The organism is Nocardia sp. NPDC059177 (assembly GCF_042755165.1).
GTDB lineage: Bacteria > Actinomycetota > Actinomycetes > Mycobacteriales > Mycobacteriaceae > Nocardia.
Genome location: NZ_JBHZBX010000005.1, coordinates 79,259 through 95,328 on the forward strand (window position 1 = coordinate 79,259; position 16,070 = coordinate 95,328).

Below are 16,070 nucleotides of genomic sequence, written 5' to 3' on the forward strand. Positions count from 1 at the left end.
ACGCCCGGCCGGTCGCAGGCCCGCAGTCTCGCTCAGTGGTAGTGCGGGCCGGCCGGTCGCCGACGCGTGAGAGCTTGCGGTGGCGAAGAGCACGGCGAAGGAGACGGCCACCATGTCGACACCAGCATCAACAGCACAGCCGAACGTCGAGGAGGTCCTCGGACGGCTGACCGGACCCGGCGGACGATTCGAGATCGTCACCGAGCAGGTCCTCGGCACCGAGATACCGGTGCTGGCGCAGCGCGCCCGGACAATGGGCGAACTGCTCGCCGCCTCGCGGGCCTGGGGCGATCGGGACTACCTGGTCACCACCGACCGGCGGATCTCGTTCACCCAGCACCTGGACGCGGTAGCCGCGCTGGCGGCCGCGCTGCGCACGGAGTACAGCGTCGCCGCGGGCGACCGGGTGGCCGTGCTGGCCGCCAACACTCCCGAGTGGGTGATGGCGTTCTGGGCGGCGCAGAGCCTGGGCGCCATCAGTGTGGGACTCAACGGCTGGTGGGTGCCCCGCGAGATCGACTACGCACTGCGGCACAGCCGCCCCACGGTCCTGATCGTGGACGCCAAACGCGCCGAGGCCCTCACCGGCGTCGACACCTCGGGTATCACCGTGCTCACCATGGAATCGGATCTGCCCCAGCTGATCGCCGAGTACGCGGGCGCCGAACTCCCGCGGGCCGAGGTCGCGGAGGACGACCCCGCGGTCATCCTCTACACCAGCGGCACCAGCGGAAAGCCCAAGGGCGCCTTGCATTCCCAGCGCAATCTGCTCGCCGTCGTCGACTACCACCGGTTCGCGGACGCCGTCGTCACCGAACTGACGGGCCGGACCTACCGCGACTCCGACCCGAGCCCTCGCCGGTACCTGATGACCTCACCGCTGTTCCACATCGCGAGCCTGCACAATCTGGCCGTCCCGCGCCTGGCCACCGGCAGCGCGGTGGTGATGAATCAGGGCGGCTTCGACGTCGACACCGTGCTCGGCCTGATCGAGCGCGAGCGGGTCACCCATTGGGGTCCGGTGCCGACCATGGCCGCCCGGCTGCTCGACCACGCGGGCGCGGACAACTACGACCTGTCCTCGCTGACCGGATTCGCCCTGGCGTCCGCGCCGTCGTCGACGGCGTTCAAAGACCGTCTGCGCCAACGGTTCCCCTTCGCCCGCGACGCCCTGGTCGACAGCTACGGACTGACCGAGTGCAGCACCGCGATCGCGGCCGCCACCGCCGCCGATCTCGAACAGACGCCGGGCACCCTGGGGCGGCCGATCCTCACGGTCGCCCTCGAGATCCGTGACCAGTCCGGCGCGCCGGTGCCCGACGGCAGCGAGGGCGAGGTGTGCGTGCGCAGCCCGTTCGTCATGCTCGGGTACTGGGACGACGCGGCGGCGACCGCGGCCGCGATCACCCCCGACCGCTGGTTGCGCACCGGCGACTACGGCGTCCTGGAAGCGGGCATGCTCCGGCTGACCGGCCGCCGCTCCGACCTGATCCTGCGCGGCGGGGAGAACGTCTATCCCACCGAGATCGAGCAGTGCCTCGACGAACACCCCGCGGTCACCGAGTGCGCGGTCCTCGGTGTCGCGCACCCGGATCTCGGCCAGGAGGTGGCCGCGGTGGTCGTGGTCGATGCGGGGGTGCGGATCACCGAACAGGAACTGTCCGACTTCGCCGCCGTGCACCTGGCCTACTACAAGGTGCCGACCAGGTGGCGGATCACCGCAGAAGCCTTGCCGCGCAACGCCACCGGCAAACTGGCCCGCCGCTCGATCGAATTCTGAACGTCCACACCGGCCGGGCCGCCGTGCCCGGCCGGTTCCGGTCAGCTGAACGATTCCGGCCATTCGGCCAGCAGTAGATCGCACATCAGCCGCAGGTCGTGTTCGGCGTCGGGCACGGTGATCCGCCCGTTCAGGCAGGACTGGATGACGCCGAACGCCGCGTGGATCAGCACCCGCACCAGCGTGGCGTCCCGCTCGGTCGCCACCTCGATACCGGCCGCGTCGTAGAGCAGCTGCCGGAAATGCTGCTCGACGCGCGCGGCGTCGGGGACGACGGCCGCCTTGGCGGTGCTGTTGGACTGGATCATCGCCCCGGCCAGCAGCGGCTGGCGCAACAGCGCGCGCACGACCCGGACCAGCGTGTCGTGGACCGCGGCGGTGGCGCTGAGCGCGGGCCGTGGCCTGCGGTCGAACACCTCGTTCATCTGATCGATCTGGTCGACCATGACCGCGACGAACAGATGCGTCTTCGACGGGAAATAGCGGTACAGGGTGGCCACGGCCACGCCTGCCAGCTTGGCCACCTCGCTCATCTGGACACGCTCGAGTTCGTTCTCCCTGGCCAGGGCCGCGGCGGCGTCGAGTATGCGCTGCACCCGGGCATGCTGCTCGGTGGAACTCGGTGCCGCGGCATCGCGTGACTCGGCGATTCTCGGCATCATCTCCCCTTCCGTCCGGCACCACACCGTCGGCGTCGATGCTGCCCGGCCCGCGTCCCGCGCGGTGCGCTCCGCCCGCTCAGTGAGATCGAGCCGGCGGACCGCACCCATCATCGCAGACCCCGCCCGCCGGCCCGGCGCACCGGCGGGTTCCGCGTCGGTCCCAGCCACCGGGAGGGCCGGACCGTGACCTGGTCCACTCCAGTAGACACCTGCATAAGCATCGACCACCGGATTGGAACCACGAACATGACCACCATCGGAAAGCTCACCGCCGCAGCCGCATCGGCCGCTCTCACCGTCACCGGGGTGCTCGACTCGATCGCGGACGCGCGCCGTCTCGCCAACGCGTCGTCTCCGACGGTCGAGGCCCGTACCATCCTGGTCGGCGCGCCGTTCGCGGCGCCCGCGGCCGGCTGAGAGGCAGGCCCATGATCGACAAGAACCACTACGGCCCGTGGGCCGTGATCGCCGGCGGGTCCGAAGGTGTGGGCGCCGCGTTCGCCGAGCAGCTGAGCGCGGCCGGCCTGAACCTGGTACTCATCGCGCGCAAACCGGGTCCGCTCGAGGGCACCGCGGCGAAGGTACGCGCCAACGGCGTCGAGGTGCGGACGCTGGCCTTGGATCTGCTCGACGCGGACGCGGTGGACCGGATCAGCGCGGCCACCGCCGACCTCGAGGTCGGCCTGCTGATCTTCAACGCCGGTGCCAACAGCTACGGCCACGAGTTCGTCACCGGCGAGCTGGCCGGGTTCCGGGGTGTCATCACGCTCAATATCGACCGCCAGCTCGAGCTCGCGCACCACTTCGGTGCGCGAATGACCGCACGCGGGCGCGGTGGAATCGTGTTGCTCGGGTCGCTGTCCGGCTATCTGGGTGCCGAACACCAGAGCATCTACGCGGCGGCCAAGGCGTTCAGCCGGGTCTTCGCCGAGGGCCTCTGGCTCGAGCTGCGGCCCCACGGCGTGCACGTCGTGGAACTGGTCCTCGGTGTCACCCGCACCCCGGCGATGGAACGCGCCGGACTGAACTTCGACATTCCGGGGATGCTCGTCGCCGAGCCCGGCGAGGTGGCGCGCGAAGGGCTCGCGCATCTGGCCGACGGCCCGGTCTGGGTCGCCGGCGGCAACTACGACGCGGCCCGGCAGCGCAGTGGTTTCCCCCGTGCCCAGCTCGTCGAAGGCGCGGCGCGCGCCATGCGAAAACTCCTCGGCCGCAGCTGATCCGGGATATCGCAGTGCAGACGGAACGTGACGCGCGACAAAGCAGGAGGAACATGTCGACCGGGTTCGAAGGCAAGGTCGTGCTGGTCACCGGCGCGGGGCGCGGCCAAGGGCGTTCGCACGCAGTCGCGTTCGCCGAGCGCGGCGCGGATGTCGTCATCTGTGATCGGTGCGCGGACAGCGAAGCGCTCGACTATCCGCTGGCCTCGGAGGCCGATCTCGCGCAGACCGAGAAGATGATCACCGCGCTCGGGCGTCGTTGCCTGCGCGCGACGGTGAACACCGCCGACCGAAACGCGATGGAGGCGCTGGTGCAGCGCGCCGACAGCGCGTTCGGTGGCATCGATATCGCTGTCGCGAACGCGGGGGTGGTGGGGATGTCCCCGATCGACGCCTATCCGGCGGCGCTGTGGGAGGAGGTGATCGCCAGCAATCTCACGGGCGTCTTCAACACCCTCGCCGCAGTGGCCCCCGGCATGATCGCCCGCCGATACGGGCGCATCATCACCACCTCGTCGATGCTGGGCCGGACCGGCGGTGCGACGATGACCGCCTACTCCGCGTCGAAGTGGGGAGTGATCGGCATGACGAAATCCGTCGCGCTGGAACTGGCGCCGCACAACATCACCGTCAACGCGATCGCGCCGGGCAATGTGGCGACGCCGATGGTGATGAACGACGCGATGTATCGCAAATTCCGGCCCGATCTCGAGCAGCCGTCCTGGGACGATGTCGCGCCGGTGCTCGCCGGGAAGATCCATGTGCTGCCGATCGCCGCGATCGAATCGGACCAGGTGTCGCGAATCGTCTTGTTCCTGGCCGCTGACGCGAGCGCGCACATGACCGGACTGGTCATTCCGATCGACGCTGGCGCCGCGGCCAATAATTCGGCCTGATCGATTACATGAACAATTCGGGCCGCTGACCCGGTCGAGATATTCGGCCGGGTCAGCGGCCATTGATCGTGGTGCGGTTCAGTGCTGCAGGTTCGGGTCCCAGCGATTCGCGATCAGGGTAAAGCTCGGCGTGTCCCGCAGGGAGGTCGATGCCTCGTAGATACGCTCGTATTCGGTGGCCGAGATACGCCATTTCCCGTCGGCGTCGCGACGGTATTCATCGAGGTAGTAGCCTGATCCCCGGATCAGTGCCTGATATTCGGGCACGATCACCGTGTCCTCGAAAACCCATGAGCCCCTTGCGGTGTCACCGTCGACGTCGATCTCGGGATGATTGGCGATATGCGTGGTGACGATCCCCGGACCGACATTCGCGGACATGAATCCGACCACGCCTTCACGGGTGTCGTAGTGCAGTGGTTCTTTCATCGACTGGGTGCCGTATCGGGCCTTGATGTCCACGGCCAGGCAATCGCCGAATTCGTCCCATCGCTTGAGGTCCAGGGTGCGGAAGTAACGGTATTTGAGGCGTTTGATCTCTTCGATCGCGATGAGGTCCATCAGCAAATATTAGAACGTGTTCTAATTATCCTCAAGGGCGGGCTTTTCGGAACGCAGAAACGGCGCAGGCTTCGAGCCTGCGCCGTTTCCGGTGCCGGATCAGTCCAGCGCAGCGGCGCTGCCCGCGGTCACGCCGCGTCGGGTTCGCTGCTGCCGCTGCCGATCTCGTAGATCAGGGCGCACAGTGGGCCGTTCGGTTCGGCGTCGCAGAGCAGGATGTACAGGGCGCCGAGGGGGAAGGTGAGCAGTGGTTTCAGCGAGGATCCGGAGTCGCCGGAGCCCGCGGCGGATCCGGAATCGGCGACCGGGGCGACGGCGGCCGGGGCGGCCTGGGCCGGGCCCAGGGCTGCGCAGGCCAGTGCGGTGGAAAGGGTAATGGCGGCAAGGGTTTTGGTGAGCAGGTTCGTCATGACTACCTCCTGGAATGTGTGCGCTGACACTAGCGGAGGAGAATCATTGTGAAATACCCCAGTTTTACTGTCTGGTGAGTGGGTGCCGGCCCGTGGGAATGTGCGAAGACGTGTGTGTTCGCCGGCGCGGGGTGAGTCGGGTGCCGGACTATGCCGGCTTGACTGTCACCATCGTGTCGGCGCTGGGGAAGTCGAGGACGCGCAGCCGCCCGGTGACGAGGTCGGCGGTATCGGCCACCACGCGCCCGACCCGGCGGGCGTCATCGGTGAAGCTCGTGCTGATCACCCGGTAGCTACGTTTGGCGGTCACCACGATGTCGCCGGCCCGCAGCCGTCCCGCCGTCGTCGGCGCGCCGCCGGCGCTCTCGACCGCGCCGCTACCCCGAATGAGCTCGATCAGCTTCAGCACCCTGTTCTCCGCCCCGCGACCGCCCGCAAGAGGACCGTCCGCGCGGTTCGCGAACAGTATCGACAGATATGTACCCACCACCGCCCGCTTTCAACCCCCGCCGGACGAACACCCTTCTAGATTGGGTGTAAGACCGACCCAACCTCGACGGGAGGCTCTCATGAACACCGTGGCGGGACCGATCGACATCACGTTCACCGCTGTACTCGGGAAAGTCAGGGAGGGCGATGTCTGGACGTGTGTGCAGCTGGCCGATTCGGCGCGGATCTTCGGTACGCGGGGGCTGGTCAAGGTGAAAGGCACCGTGGACGGGGTGCCGTTCACGTCGTCGTTCATGGCGCTCGGGGACGGCACGCACAAGCTGCCCGTGGCCGCGGCGATCCGGCGCCAGATCGGCAAGACCGACGGTGACGAGGTCACCGTCCGGCTGACCGAACGCTTGAACTGACCAGTGGGTTCATCCTGATCCTGGGAGGTCGCGGTCGGTCCAGCTCGGCTGGAATCCGCCGTCACCGGGCTATCTGCTGCGCATGCTGCGCGCGACGAGGCGGGAGCGGCGCCGGGCCGGGTAGGTGCCGTTCACGACTCGAGGTCGACGGCGACGGCTCGGCCGGTGCGCAACCAGTAGGCGTGCAGGTCGCGGATCTTCGCGCGGGACGGGAGTCCACGCAGGTGGAGGACGCATTCGCCGAAGTCGAGTGGGACGACGGTATCGCACAGCAGGGCGTGCGCGGTCGCCAGTTCGGCCGGGTCGGTGATCTCCCTGGCGGTGCCGCGATGGGTGCCGTCGCGGAGTTCCAGGGTGACCCGCGGATCGGCGCGGACATTGCGCAACCACGCGTTGACGGCGGCCGGTCGCTCGAGGGTGACGTTGGGTGGCATCAGCTGGACGAGGTAGGCGCGATCGCCCTCGCGCAGTACCCGCACGCATTTCGGACGGGGCAGACCGGTCTTGCGGCCGGTGGTGGTGAGGACGCCGTAGCCGCGTGGTCTGCCGTAGCGCACCAGCGGCAGCATCGCCGCGCTGAGCCGTTTGCCGTCGCGCGGGCTGCGGATCAGCCTGCCGTGTTTGCCGACGACAGCCTGGGCCGCCACGCGGCGGGCTTCGAGGTCCGGGTCGTCCATGCCCTCCATGATGCGCCCGAACGACCGCGGCCCGCATCACCGCGGTCGCCACACGGGGGCGATGGGAGGTGCGCATGGCCGAAAATCATTGGCGCACTGAAATTTCGCTGGATACCCTGGTGGTGCCCGCGAACGAGCTCTGGGGAGGAGCGAAGCGATGTGGAACTGGGGAAAGACTCTCGCCGAACACGCCGCCGCCACCGCATGGACCACCTGGCCCGCACAGGCGACCCGGCCGACCGTCGTGGATCGGCCCGCGCGGCCCGAGGGGGTCGCCTGCTGGCGGCCGGGGCCCGAACACGTCGCGCCGCGCGGTGGCGGCGCGGCCGGAACCGATGCCGACCACACCCCCGGGATGGGGAGCCGCCGCAGGTGCGACCCCCGTCCCGGGGGTGGGCTACTCCGCCGAGGTCCGCAGCAGCTGACGCGAAATCGCGTACTTGTGCACCTCGGTCGGACCGTCGTAGAGCCGGAACGCGCGCATATCGGTGAAGATCGCCGCGACCGGGGTCTCGTCGCTGATCCCGATACCGCCCAGGACCTGGACGCAGCGATCGGCGACCTTGAACAACTCCTCGGAGACCATCGACTTGACCATCGAGGACTCGTGGCGGCCCTTGGCGCCCTTGTCGAGGTGCCAGCAGGCCCACCAGATCATCAGCCTGCACTGCTGTAGCGCGATCTCGTTGTCGGCCAGCAGGAAACCGACACCCTGGTGCTGACCGATCGGCTTACCGAAAGCCGTGCGGGTCTTCGCGTGCTCGATCGCGATCGACTGCGCGCGGGACGCGGCGCCGAGCCAGCGCATGCAATGGGTGAGCCGGGCCGGGGCCAAGCGCAGCTGCGCGTAGCGGAAGGCCTGGCCGACCGCTCCGAGGACCGCTGAGGCGGGCAGGGTCAGGTCCTCGAACCGGACGACGCAATGTCCCTCGACATAGTTGCGGTCCATCGTGTTCATGACCCGCTCGATGACGATCCCCGGCGTGTTCCCGTGACAGAGGAACAGCGTCGCGCCCTCGCCGGGAACATCGGCCATGATGATCCAGGTGTCTGCCCCGTTGGCGCCGGTGATCAGCCATTTACGGCCGTTGATCACGAACTTGTCGCCGGTGCGGACCGCGGTCGTCGTCAGCTGACCCGGATCCGAACCCGCACCGTCGGGTTCGGTCATGGCGAACACCGAACGGGTGTCGCCCGCGACCACCGGATGCAGGTATTCGGCGGCCTGCTCGGCATCGGCGATCTTCGACAGCAGGAACATGTTGCCCTCGTCGGGGGCGGCGCAGTTCATCGCGACCGGACCCAGCGTCGACCAGCCCGCGGCTTCGAAGACCACGGCCTGTTCGAGATGGGTCATGCCCTCGGGGCGTTGCTGGATCGCCAGCAGACCCGCCGCCTTCGCCTTGGCGATCAGTTCGCCGCGCAGCTCATCGGTCGGACCGTGCTGGGTGACGCGGGGGTCACGCTCGTACGGCACGACTTCCGTCTCGACGAAATGCCGTACCCGGTCACGGAGTTCGGCTACCTCGGCGGGGATCTCGAAGTCGATCATTGCTCTCCACTCATCAGGGTGTGCGCGCGTTCGAACAGGCGCAGGGTGGTGTGGTGCAGTCGCTCACCGAGTGCCATCGGCGCCTTGCCCGCCAGTGCCCTGGCATAGCTGCCCTCGAGCACGATGCCGAGCTTGAAGCAGGCGAGCACGGTGTACCAGTCGATCGCCGCGACATCGCGATCGGACTGTTCGGCGTAGCGCGCGATCAGTTCCCGGGCGGTGAGCAGCCCGCCCGCCCTGGTCAGTTCCCCGGCGAATTCGTCGGGCGCACCGGGCAGCTGCCAGGTCGCCAGCAGCCAGCCGAGGTCGAGCAGCGGGTCACCGATCGTGCACATCTCCCAGTCGACCACGGCCACCACCTCGGGTGTCGAGCGCGAGAACATGACATTGGCCGCGTGGAAATCGCCGTGCAGCACGCCGGGGGTGAAGCCGGCGGGCCGGTGTTGGTCGAGCCAGCGCGCGACCTCGGTGACCGGGCCGATCGCGGGGCCCGGATATTCGGGGAAGGCCGAATAGGACTCGAGTTCGCTCAGCCAGCGGGGCACCTGACGTTCGAGGAAGCCCGTCGGCTTGCCGAAATCACCGAGCCCGACGGCGGTGTGGTCGACCGCGCCCAACCGGGCCAGCGCGTCGATCAGGCTGCGGCACATGTCTTTCCGGATATCGGCGGAACCGGCGTGGGCGGCGGGGAGTTCGACGCCTGCGTTGAATCCGTCGACCGGTTCCATGAGATAGAAGACGGCGCCGCCGAGGATCGACTCGTCACCGCAGGTGGCGATCAGTCGGGCGTGCGGCACCGGCGTGCGCCCCAGGGCGTCCAGGACCCGGAATTCCCGCCGGATCACGTCGTTGCTGCGTGGACGCAGATGGCGCGGACCGCGGCGCAGGATGTAATCGCGGCCTTCGCGGGTGAAGCGGATCATGACGTTCTGGGTCCCGCCGGTCACCGGCTCGACCGAGGTCACCGGGCCCGATCCGAGTCCGCGCTCGTCCATCCAGGTGGTCAGCGCGGTCAGCTCCGCGGGCGTGAGAACGACGTCGGTGTCGTTCGGCTCTGTGTCGGACATGCTCTCCTCAGGCTGAGAATGAGCGTTAACATAGTTCGCGACCGGGAGGGCTGTCAACGTGTGAGATCCCCGCGCACCGCACGCGCTGCGCGGGGCGGCTCGTCATGATTAGGTATTCACTTTTCGGGTGTGGTGTCAGCCCTGTGGCATGGGCAGGGGGATCACGATGCCGAAGGGCAGGGTGACACTGGGCGGCACGGTGGAAGTGGTGTCGGGGGCCGGTTCGGGCTGCGGGGAGTCCGCGGCGGGGCTCTCGCACAGCACGCCGCAGTAGACCGGGCCGATCACCGGCAGCGTCACCAGTACCACGGGGGCGGGTGTGGGCGCGGGTGCCGCCGGCATCGGTTCCAGGGGGAGCGGTTCGTCCGGCGCGGGTGCCGCGACGAGGTCCACCGGGGCGGGGGTGGACGGGGCGGCGGATCGATCGACGTCCGGAATCGGTTGGGGTACAACGGGTCCGGGGGTCGCGGTGCCGGTGCGGTACGCCTCCGACCAGCCGAGCACGTCGGCGGCATACGAGCTCGAGTAGTTGTAGCGCAGCACCGCGCGCTGCTGGGCGGCGGGATCGCGCAGGTCGGAGCCGTCGACGCAGAGGTAGCGCGCCGCGGCCAGGGTCGCGTCGAAGACATTCTGCGGATCGCTGGCTCCGTCGCCGTTCCCGTCCGCGGCGTACCGGCTCCAGGTGCTCGGCAGGAACTGCATCGGGCCGACCGCGCGCACGAAACCGCCCGCGGCATCCGGAATCACCTCGTTGCCGGGCAGGGTGCCGTCGAGTGCGGGCCCGTAGATCGGGCGCACGGTGGTGCCCGCGTCGTCGACCGCGCCGCCGAAGGCATGCCCGGACTCGATGCGGCCGATGCCGGCCAGTAGATGCCAGCTGACGCCGCAGTCCGGGCTGGTGGCGGCCATCGTCAGCTCCGCGTTGCGGTAGGCCGCGAGCACGGTCTCCGGAATACCTGCCACTCCGCCGCTCGGCGCGACCTGCGCGACTGTCGAAATCGTCTCGCGCACCGGCGAAGTCGCGGCGCGAACCCGGGGAGCCTCGGCCCGGACGGGGAGCAGTCCGACGGTGGTCGACAGCTGTTCGTCGACCCGCGGCGCCGCATCGGCGCGCTCCACCGGCGCGGCCTGGGAGCCTGTGACGAGCAGACCGGCGGCGAGCACGGCGAGGGCCGTGATCGGTGTAGTGCGCATGGGTGTCTCCGCTGTCGCCGAACCGGCTCGACATGTCGTCCGGTTGCGGAGCGGTCTGACCGCTCCACCATTAAGTTACTGGTGATTCTCGCACCGTGGCGCGGAACATGTGTCAGTTTTCGCAGTTTGAATGTATTTGCGCACGACTATGTTGGTATCTCTTCTCGGGGAGATGCCCGGTGATCGGCGGAAATCGGCTAGTCGGCGCGCGGGTGGAAGACCCGCGTCAGCAGGGTGTGCAGGCTGCCGAGTTCCTGCTCGTCGAGCCTGCTCAGTCCGTCGTGGGTGCGGCGCATCCGCGCGCGGATCGCATCGGTGACGTGCTCGCCCTCGGGGGTGATGACCAGACGTGTCACCCGCCGGTCGGTGGGGTTGGTCTCGCGCCGGACGAGGCCGCGCTTCTCCAGCCGGTTGATGATTCCGGTGACATTGGAGGCGTCGCAGGACAGGGCCTGGGCCAGGGTGCGCATCGCGATCGGTCCCCGGCGCAATGCGGTCAGGGTCTTGCCCTGGCTCGCGGTGAGGTTCTCGCTCGCCGCCGCGGCGGTGAAGTCCGCGTAGTAGGCGCCCAGTGACAGTGAGAGCAGCTCCATGAGCTCGGCGGCGTCGACGTGGGGACCTGCTGTCATGTTGCCCAGCCTAGCCCCGGAAACTTGACTATCTCAAATAATTACCTCTACCGTGGCTGCATTGCTTGAAGTTCTCAACCTTCGATGTTGTCAAGTAACTACGAGGAGTCTCCAGTGATCGTCACCGCGTCCGACGCCGCCCGCACGACCGGGGTATTGGCCCGGCCCATCACGCTGAACGGCCTGACCGTCCCGAACCGGATCGTGATGGCCCCGATGACGCGCATGTTCTCGCCCGGTGGTGTCCCCGGCGCCGATGTGCGGTCCTACTACGCGCGCCGCGCCGCCGCGGGTGTCGGCCTGATCGTCACCGAGGGGACCTACGTCGGCCACGAGTCGGCCGGGCAGAGCGATCGGGTGCCGCGCTTCCACGGCGACGACCAGCTGGCGGGCTGGGCCAAGGTCGTCGAGGACGTGCACGCGGCCGGCGGCACGATCGTGCCCCAGCTCTGGCACATCGGCATGGTCCGCAACCAGGGCGAGGCCCCCTACCCCGACGCGCCCGCCGTCGGCCCCTCCGGTATCCGCCTCGACGGCACCGAGGGCACCGGCAAGGCGATGACCCAGGCCGACCTCGACGATGTCATCGGCGCCTTCGCCGAGGCTGCCGCGGCCGCCGAGCGCATCGGCTTCGACGGTGTCGAACTGCACGGCGCCCACGGCTACCTGCTCGACCAGTTCCTGTGGTCTGGCACGAATCGCCGGGCCGATGCCTACGGTGGCGACCACGTGGCCCGGACCCGGTTCGCGGCCGAGATCGTGGCGGCGGTCCGGGCGGTCGTCTCGCCGCAGTTCCCGGTCATCTTCCGCTATTCGCAGTGGAAGCAGGACGCCTACCACGCGCGCCTGGCCGAGACGCCGCAGGAACTCGAGGCGATCCTGGCCCCGCTCGCCGACGCCGGCGTGGACGCCTTCCACGCCTCCACCCGCCGCTACTGGTTGCCCGAGTTCGACGGCTCCGACCTGAATCTGGCCGGCTGGACCAAGCAGCTCACCGGCAAGCCGACCATCACCGTCGGATCGGTCGGCCTCGACGGCGACTTCCTGCGCGCGTTCACCGGCGAGAGCGCCCCGCTCGGCAATATCGACAACCTCGTCGAGCGTCTCGAGCGCGACGAATTCGACATGGTCGCGGTCGGCCGTGCCCTGCTGCAGGACCCGGAGTGGGCAGCGAAGGTGCTCAGCGGCCGCATCGATGAACTGAAGCCCTACGACGCGGCGGCGCTGAAGACGCTGAGCTAGGCGTCGGGGCGCAGCACCCAGCTGTTCTTGCCTGCCGCTTTGGCCTGGTAGAGGCACTCGTCGGCGCCGGCCAGGAGTTCGGGAACGCTGGTGCCGGGCAGGGGCGCCACGAGCGCGCCGATGCTGATCGTGACCGAGATCGGGGTGTCGGCGACGTCGAACGGTTCGGTGACCGCGGCGCGCAGGATCTCGACGGTGTCGCGGGTCCGGCCTGCGGCGGCCGGTGGCAGGACGACGATGAACTCGTCGCCGCCGATGCGGGCCAGCAGGGTGTCCTCGCCGTCGAGACGCTGCTGCAGCCTGGTGCCGAGTTCGACCAGGATCCGGTCGCCTGCGGTGTGCCCGAAGGTGTCGTTGATCGATTTGAAATCGTCGACGTCGAGGGCGAACACCGCCACCCGGTGGCCGGGCTCGGCGCCGGTGATCAGGGCGTGCAGGGCCGAGTGCAGGTGGCGCCGGTTGGCCAGACCGGTCAGCGGGTCGTGGTGGGCCTGCCACTGCAATCGCTCGGTGGCGGCGTGCTGTTCGGTGAGGTCCTGGCCGAAGCCGAGCAGGTAGGTGCGCTCGCCATTGGCCGACAGGCACTGGGTGACCGTCCACGAGACCCAGCTCAGCTCACCGTCGGGGCGGGGGAACTCCTGCTCGTAGCGGACGGTCCCCGAATCGGTCGCCGCGAGCTGGTCGAACAGCCGCTGCCGTTCGGCGTCGGCTTCGTCACCGGCCAGTTCGAAACCGTCCAGGCCGCGCAGCTGTTCCAGCGAGAGCCCGGTCAGCCGTTCGAAGGCGGGGTTGGCGTCGATGATGCGGCCCTGCGCGTCGCCGATGGACACGGCCACCGCGGCATGGCGGAAGGCGATCTCGAAACCGTCGCCCACCTGCGCGGTCGTCGCCGCGCCTCGGCGCCCGGCACCGAAACCGAACCGCGCGGCCACCGAGCTGGTGACCTCGGGCGTCACGTCGGCGTGCCGGCACACCGCGGACAGGACCGGCAGTGAGGCGTCGACGGTATCGGAGGAGTGGAAGCCGAGCTCGGCGATCGCGTCGCCGAGCTGCTCGGCAACCGCCGGATCCCACCCGGGGGCGGCCAGTGCGGTCAGCAATCGGTCGACAAGCGGCGCGAGGGTATCGGCGAGTTGCTCGGCGACCGCTGCCGAGGGGTGCACCGCGGTCAGCGCGGTGGCCCATTGCCGGGCGAATCGTCGTGCGGTCATCCTCGCCTCACCTCCTGAACGTCGCGTGGCTCACATACAAACAGACGCCGCGGTGATCGACAGGAAAAGGGGCGGTCAGCGCAGGAATTCTGGGAGCAGATCCGCCATATCGGCCAGCACAGCGGCAGGCGGCAGTGTCCGCCCGGCGGGCGGATTCCCGGGCGTTGCCGTCGCGTCGGCGATGCCCTGCTCGATCGCGGCGGGCAGGGTGACCGGCAGGGCGGCGGTCTGTGCCGGGTTCAGCGGCTGGTCGAACCGCAGCGGTGTCGGCGCCGCGTAGTCCGTGCGGTCGTAGCCGGTCTCGACGAGCACCCGCAGGGCCGGTTCCACCAGTGCGGCAGCGGGTTCGGTCACGGCGGTGGTGTTGGTGTGCTCGCCGAACGCGCGCAGCGGATACAGCAGCGGCAGCGTGCCCTGCGGGTTGGGGATCGTCACGTAGGTGGTGTCGCCGTGCTGCTGGCAGTGCCCCGGATAGTCGGCGCAGTTCTGCTGTGCGCGGTAGTCGGCCTGGTCGGGGTAGCCGTAGATCGCCGCGTGCGCGCTGGGCTCACTACCGGCGCCGTTGCCCTTGGGCTGCAGATACGACGGGTGGATCAGGACCGTGCCCAACAGGGCATTGGCGACGGCCAGGGCGTTGAGCGGATAGGCCGGGAAGTCCGAGATACCGTCGTACTGCATGGCGATGTCGGTGGTCGCGATGCCCGTATCGGTCGGGGTGGGCGGCCCGAAGGTGATGTCGGCGACGGGAATTCCGCCGAAACGCACCGGGCGCTCGATGATGCCGCCGTTGGGACGATTCGGGTTCGCGATGAGCACGAACGACAGGCGATCCTTGTCGTCCTGGGACAGTCCGGCCGCGGCCGATTTCTGCGCGCTCGCCACCGTCGACCCCTGCGAATAGCCGAAGACGACCACGGTGCCCTGCGGATCGGCCATCCGCCCGGCCAGGATCGCCCCCAGATTCGCCACCCCGCCGGCGACCGAGGTGTCCCATTTCGCCGACGACGCGCCGGGGCCCTTCGACGTGATGACCGGCCACAGCGACGCGTCGTAGGGGACCGGCGCGAAAACGACACCGGGACAGGCATTGTCGGTGCAGCCCTGCGCGCCCGGGTCGATGAAGTTGCGGTAGGCGTTGCTCTCGAAATTGTGCGCGACCGCGGGATCGCTGGTCCCGGTGCCCGGCACGATCAGCGCGGTCGTCGCGGCGAGCGCCACCGCGCAGGCACTGTTCACCCAGCCCACACACAGCGCGGTCAGGATCGCCGCCCTGCGCACCGGACGTGAGGGCTCGGTGATTCGCGCACCGGATGACTTCCGCATGAACTACCCCTTCGGCGGGAGGGAGGAGCGAGGTCAGGCGATCGCGGGTCATTGTGCCAGCCCGATCCGACAGGTCAGCGGATGCGGGCGGTGTCGCCTTCACGTGGCGGGCGGCGCGTCAGGCTGACCTGTTGACCACCGAGAGGGCGAGATCGGTGCAGAGCGTGGCGACCTCGGTGGTCGACTGCCGGGGCTCGCGCAGCCAGGCGTCGACGAGCTGATTGACCCCGCCGACGACGAAAAGCGCTTCCTGGCGCCGGATTTCCGCGCTCGCGGGTGCCGCGAGGAACTCCGCGCTGTACTGCACGACCAGATCGGTGACGATGCCGACGGCGCGCAGGCGGATCTCCTCGAGCCCGGCGACGCTGTGGGCGTCGCTGGTGAGGATGCGGTGGATGCTCGGGTCGGCGGCGATGGTGTCGAGGTAGGTCGTCAGCGCGCGCAGCAGTTTGCGTCGCAGGCCGCCCGGCTCGCCCTGACTGGCCGCGACCATGGTGGCGAACAGTTCCTCGTGCAGCTGCTCGGCGACGGCGAGGACCAGGGTGTCCCTGGTGGTGAACTGCTCGTAGAAGTAGCGCGGTGTCAGGCCGGAGGCGGCGCACACGCGGCGCACGGTGACCTCGGTCAGCCCGGCCTCGCCCCACAGCGCGCGGGCCGCGGCGAGCAGCTTGTCGCGGCGTTCGTCGCGTCGGCTGGCCGCGCTGATACCCCGGTAGGACCGGACCACCTCCGCGCGTGCCATTGACAGGACTTTAGCAGCCGACCTACTTTGGATATCAGTTGTTATCC

Annotated in this window: 18 protein-coding genes; 6 read left to right on the forward strand and 12 right to left on the reverse strand. The window is 69.1% G+C overall.

The annotated features are described in order from the left end of the window. Positions 1-112 precede the first annotated feature (112 nt). Entirely contained in the window at positions 113-1,780 is a 1,668-nt protein-coding gene (locus ACFXK0_RS08305; protein ID WP_379409278.1) for an AMP-binding protein, read from the forward strand. A gap of 41 nt (positions 1,781-1,821) precedes the next feature. On the opposite strand, the gene ACFXK0_RS08310 is transcribed toward ACFXK0_RS08305, so the two are convergent. Next, complete coding sequence (locus ACFXK0_RS08310) at positions 1,822-2,439, reverse strand: TetR family transcriptional regulator (RefSeq protein WP_379409518.1); 618 nt, start codon at positions 2,437-2,439, stop codon at positions 1,822-1,824. Positions 2,440-2,688: 249 nt separating this feature from the next. Between ACFXK0_RS08310 and ACFXK0_RS08315 the strand changes: the two genes are divergently transcribed. Genes ACFXK0_RS08315 through ACFXK0_RS08325 form a run of 3 tightly spaced genes read left to right on the forward strand, consistent with a single transcriptional unit; the run spans position 2,689 to position 4,558 of the window. Continuing rightward, on the forward strand, positions 2,689-2,859 hold the full coding sequence (locus ACFXK0_RS08315; RefSeq protein WP_379409280.1) for a hypothetical protein: 171 nt from the start codon (positions 2,689-2,691) through the stop codon (positions 2,857-2,859). Positions 2,860-2,870: 11 nt separating this feature from the next. After that, positions 2,871-3,662, forward strand: coding sequence for an SDR family NAD(P)-dependent oxidoreductase (locus tag ACFXK0_RS08320; RefSeq protein ID WP_379409281.1), 792 nt, complete (start codon positions 2,871-2,873; stop codon positions 3,660-3,662). A 53-nt stretch (positions 3,663-3,715) separates the two neighbouring features. Continuing rightward, the gene (locus ACFXK0_RS08325) at positions 3,716-4,558 is read left to right on the forward strand and encodes a mycofactocin-coupled SDR family oxidoreductase (RefSeq protein ID WP_379409283.1); all 843 of its coding nucleotides are present in this window, start codon (positions 3,716-3,718) and stop codon (positions 4,556-4,558) included. Between the two features lie 78 nt (positions 4,559-4,636). On the opposite strand, the gene ACFXK0_RS08330 is transcribed toward ACFXK0_RS08325, so the two are convergent. The 3 genes from ACFXK0_RS08330 to ACFXK0_RS08340 form a co-directional block, all read right to left on the reverse strand. Then, positions 4,637-5,119 carry a nuclear transport factor 2 family protein gene (locus tag ACFXK0_RS08330; protein WP_379409284.1) on the reverse strand — a complete coding sequence of 161 codons (483 nt, stop codon included), beginning with the start codon at positions 5,117-5,119 and terminating at the stop codon, positions 4,637-4,639. A gap of 128 nt (positions 5,120-5,247) precedes the next feature. Further along, positions 5,248-5,529, reverse strand: a complete 282-nt coding sequence (locus tag ACFXK0_RS08335; RefSeq protein WP_379409285.1) for a hypothetical protein — start codon at positions 5,527-5,529, stop codon at positions 5,248-5,250. 148 nt (positions 5,530-5,677) lie between these two features. After that, positions 5,678-5,938, reverse strand: coding sequence for a hypothetical protein (locus ACFXK0_RS08340; RefSeq protein WP_379409287.1), 261 nt, complete (start codon positions 5,936-5,938; stop codon positions 5,678-5,680). A gap of 160 nt (positions 5,939-6,098) precedes the next feature. Between ACFXK0_RS08340 and ACFXK0_RS08345 the strand changes: the two genes are divergently transcribed. Then, on the forward strand, positions 6,099-6,386 hold the full coding sequence (locus tag ACFXK0_RS08345) for a DUF1905 domain-containing protein (protein WP_379409289.1): 288 nt from the start codon (positions 6,099-6,101) through the stop codon (positions 6,384-6,386). Positions 6,387-6,517: 131 nt separating this feature from the next. Here the strand turns inward: ACFXK0_RS08345 and ACFXK0_RS08350 are convergent, their stop codons facing one another. The 5 genes from ACFXK0_RS08350 to ACFXK0_RS08370 form a co-directional block, all read right to left on the reverse strand. Beyond that, a complete protein-coding gene (locus tag ACFXK0_RS08350; RefSeq protein ID WP_379409290.1) occupies positions 6,518-7,063 on the reverse strand; it encodes a nitroreductase/quinone reductase family protein in 546 nt (181 codons plus the stop codon). A 397-nt stretch (positions 7,064-7,460) separates the two neighbouring features. After that, entirely contained in the window at positions 7,461-8,615 is a 1,155-nt protein-coding gene (locus tag ACFXK0_RS08355) for an acyl-CoA dehydrogenase family protein (protein WP_379409291.1), read from the reverse strand. After that, entirely contained in the window at positions 8,612-9,682 is a 1,071-nt protein-coding gene (locus ACFXK0_RS08360; RefSeq protein ID WP_379409292.1) for a phosphotransferase family protein, read from the reverse strand. The genes ACFXK0_RS08355 and ACFXK0_RS08360 overlap by 4 nt, the downstream gene beginning before the upstream one ends. Positions 9,683-9,817: 135 nt before the next feature. After that, positions 9,818-10,876 carry a lytic transglycosylase domain-containing protein gene (locus ACFXK0_RS08365; RefSeq protein WP_379409293.1) on the reverse strand — a complete coding sequence of 353 codons (1,059 nt, stop codon included), beginning with the start codon at positions 10,874-10,876 and terminating at the stop codon, positions 9,818-9,820. Between the two features lie 197 nt (positions 10,877-11,073). Continuing rightward, positions 11,074-11,505: a MarR family winged helix-turn-helix transcriptional regulator gene (locus ACFXK0_RS08370; protein ID WP_379409295.1), complete on the reverse strand. Its 432-nt coding sequence runs from the start codon at positions 11,503-11,505 to the stop codon at positions 11,074-11,076. A 114-nt stretch (positions 11,506-11,619) separates the two neighbouring features. Here ACFXK0_RS08370 and ACFXK0_RS08375 point away from each other — a divergent pair, with 114 nt between their 5' ends. After that, positions 11,620-12,747, forward strand: coding sequence for an NADH:flavin oxidoreductase (locus tag ACFXK0_RS08375; protein ID WP_379409296.1), 1,128 nt, complete (start codon positions 11,620-11,622; stop codon positions 12,745-12,747). Here the strand turns inward: ACFXK0_RS08375 and ACFXK0_RS08380 are convergent. The 3 genes from ACFXK0_RS08380 to ACFXK0_RS08390 form a co-directional block, all read right to left on the reverse strand. After that, positions 12,744-13,958, reverse strand: coding sequence for a diguanylate cyclase domain-containing protein (locus tag ACFXK0_RS08380; RefSeq protein WP_379409297.1), 1,215 nt, complete (start codon positions 13,956-13,958; stop codon positions 12,744-12,746). The genes ACFXK0_RS08375 and ACFXK0_RS08380 overlap by 4 nt on opposite strands. Positions 13,959-14,033: 75 nt before the next feature. Further along, positions 14,034-15,281: a PE-PPE domain-containing protein gene (locus tag ACFXK0_RS08385; protein ID WP_379409299.1), complete on the reverse strand. Its 1,248-nt coding sequence runs from the start codon at positions 15,279-15,281 to the stop codon at positions 14,034-14,036. 118 nt (positions 15,282-15,399) lie between these two features. After that, entirely contained in the window at positions 15,400-16,023 is a 624-nt protein-coding gene (locus ACFXK0_RS08390) for a TetR/AcrR family transcriptional regulator (RefSeq protein ID WP_379409300.1), read from the reverse strand. Positions 16,024-16,070: the final 47 nt, after the last annotated feature.

Coding starts and splice junctions, on each gene's coding strand:
- ACFXK0_RS08390 (WP_379409300.1), bottom strand. CDS start 16,023: ATGGCACGCGCGGAGGTGGTCCGGTCCTACCGGGGTATCAGCGCGGCC.
- ACFXK0_RS08320 (WP_379409281.1), top strand. CDS start 2,871: ATGATCGACAAGAACCACTACGGCCCGTGGGCCGTGATCGCCGGCGGG.
- ACFXK0_RS08325 (WP_379409283.1), top strand. CDS start 3,716: ATGTCGACCGGGTTCGAAGGCAAGGTCGTGCTGGTCACCGGCGCGGGG.
- ACFXK0_RS08305 (WP_379409278.1), top strand. CDS start 113: ATGTCGACACCAGCATCAACAGCACAGCCGAACGTCGAGGAGGTCCTC.
- ACFXK0_RS08380 (WP_379409297.1), bottom strand. CDS start 13,958: ATGACCGCACGACGATTCGCCCGGCAATGGGCCACCGCGCTGACCGCG.
- ACFXK0_RS08350 (WP_379409290.1), bottom strand. CDS start 7,063: ATGGACGACCCGGACCTCGAAGCCCGCCGCGTGGCGGCCCAGGCTGTC.
- ACFXK0_RS08385 (WP_379409299.1), bottom strand. CDS start 15,281: ATGCGGAAGTCATCCGGTGCGCGAATCACCGAGCCCTCACGTCCGGTG.
- ACFXK0_RS08330 (WP_379409284.1), bottom strand. CDS start 5,119: ATGGACCTCATCGCGATCGAAGAGATCAAACGCCTCAAATACCGTTAC.
- ACFXK0_RS08345 (WP_379409289.1), top strand. CDS start 6,099: ATGAACACCGTGGCGGGACCGATCGACATCACGTTCACCGCTGTACTC.
- ACFXK0_RS08335 (WP_379409285.1), bottom strand. CDS start 5,529: ATGACGAACCTGCTCACCAAAACCCTTGCCGCCATTACCCTTTCCACC.
- ACFXK0_RS08360 (WP_379409292.1), bottom strand. CDS start 9,682: ATGTCCGACACAGAGCCGAACGACACCGACGTCGTTCTCACGCCCGCG.
- ACFXK0_RS08310 (WP_379409518.1), bottom strand. CDS start 2,439: ATGCCGAGAATCGCCGAGTCACGCGATGCCGCGGCACCGAGTTCCACC.
- ACFXK0_RS08315 (WP_379409280.1), top strand. CDS start 2,689: ATGACCACCATCGGAAAGCTCACCGCCGCAGCCGCATCGGCCGCTCTC.
- ACFXK0_RS08365 (WP_379409293.1), bottom strand. CDS start 10,876: ATGCGCACTACACCGATCACGGCCCTCGCCGTGCTCGCCGCCGGTCTG.
- ACFXK0_RS08355 (WP_379409291.1), bottom strand. CDS start 8,615: ATGATCGACTTCGAGATCCCCGCCGAGGTAGCCGAACTCCGTGACCGG.
- ACFXK0_RS08370 (WP_379409295.1), bottom strand. CDS start 11,505: ATGACAGCAGGTCCCCACGTCGACGCCGCCGAGCTCATGGAGCTGCTC.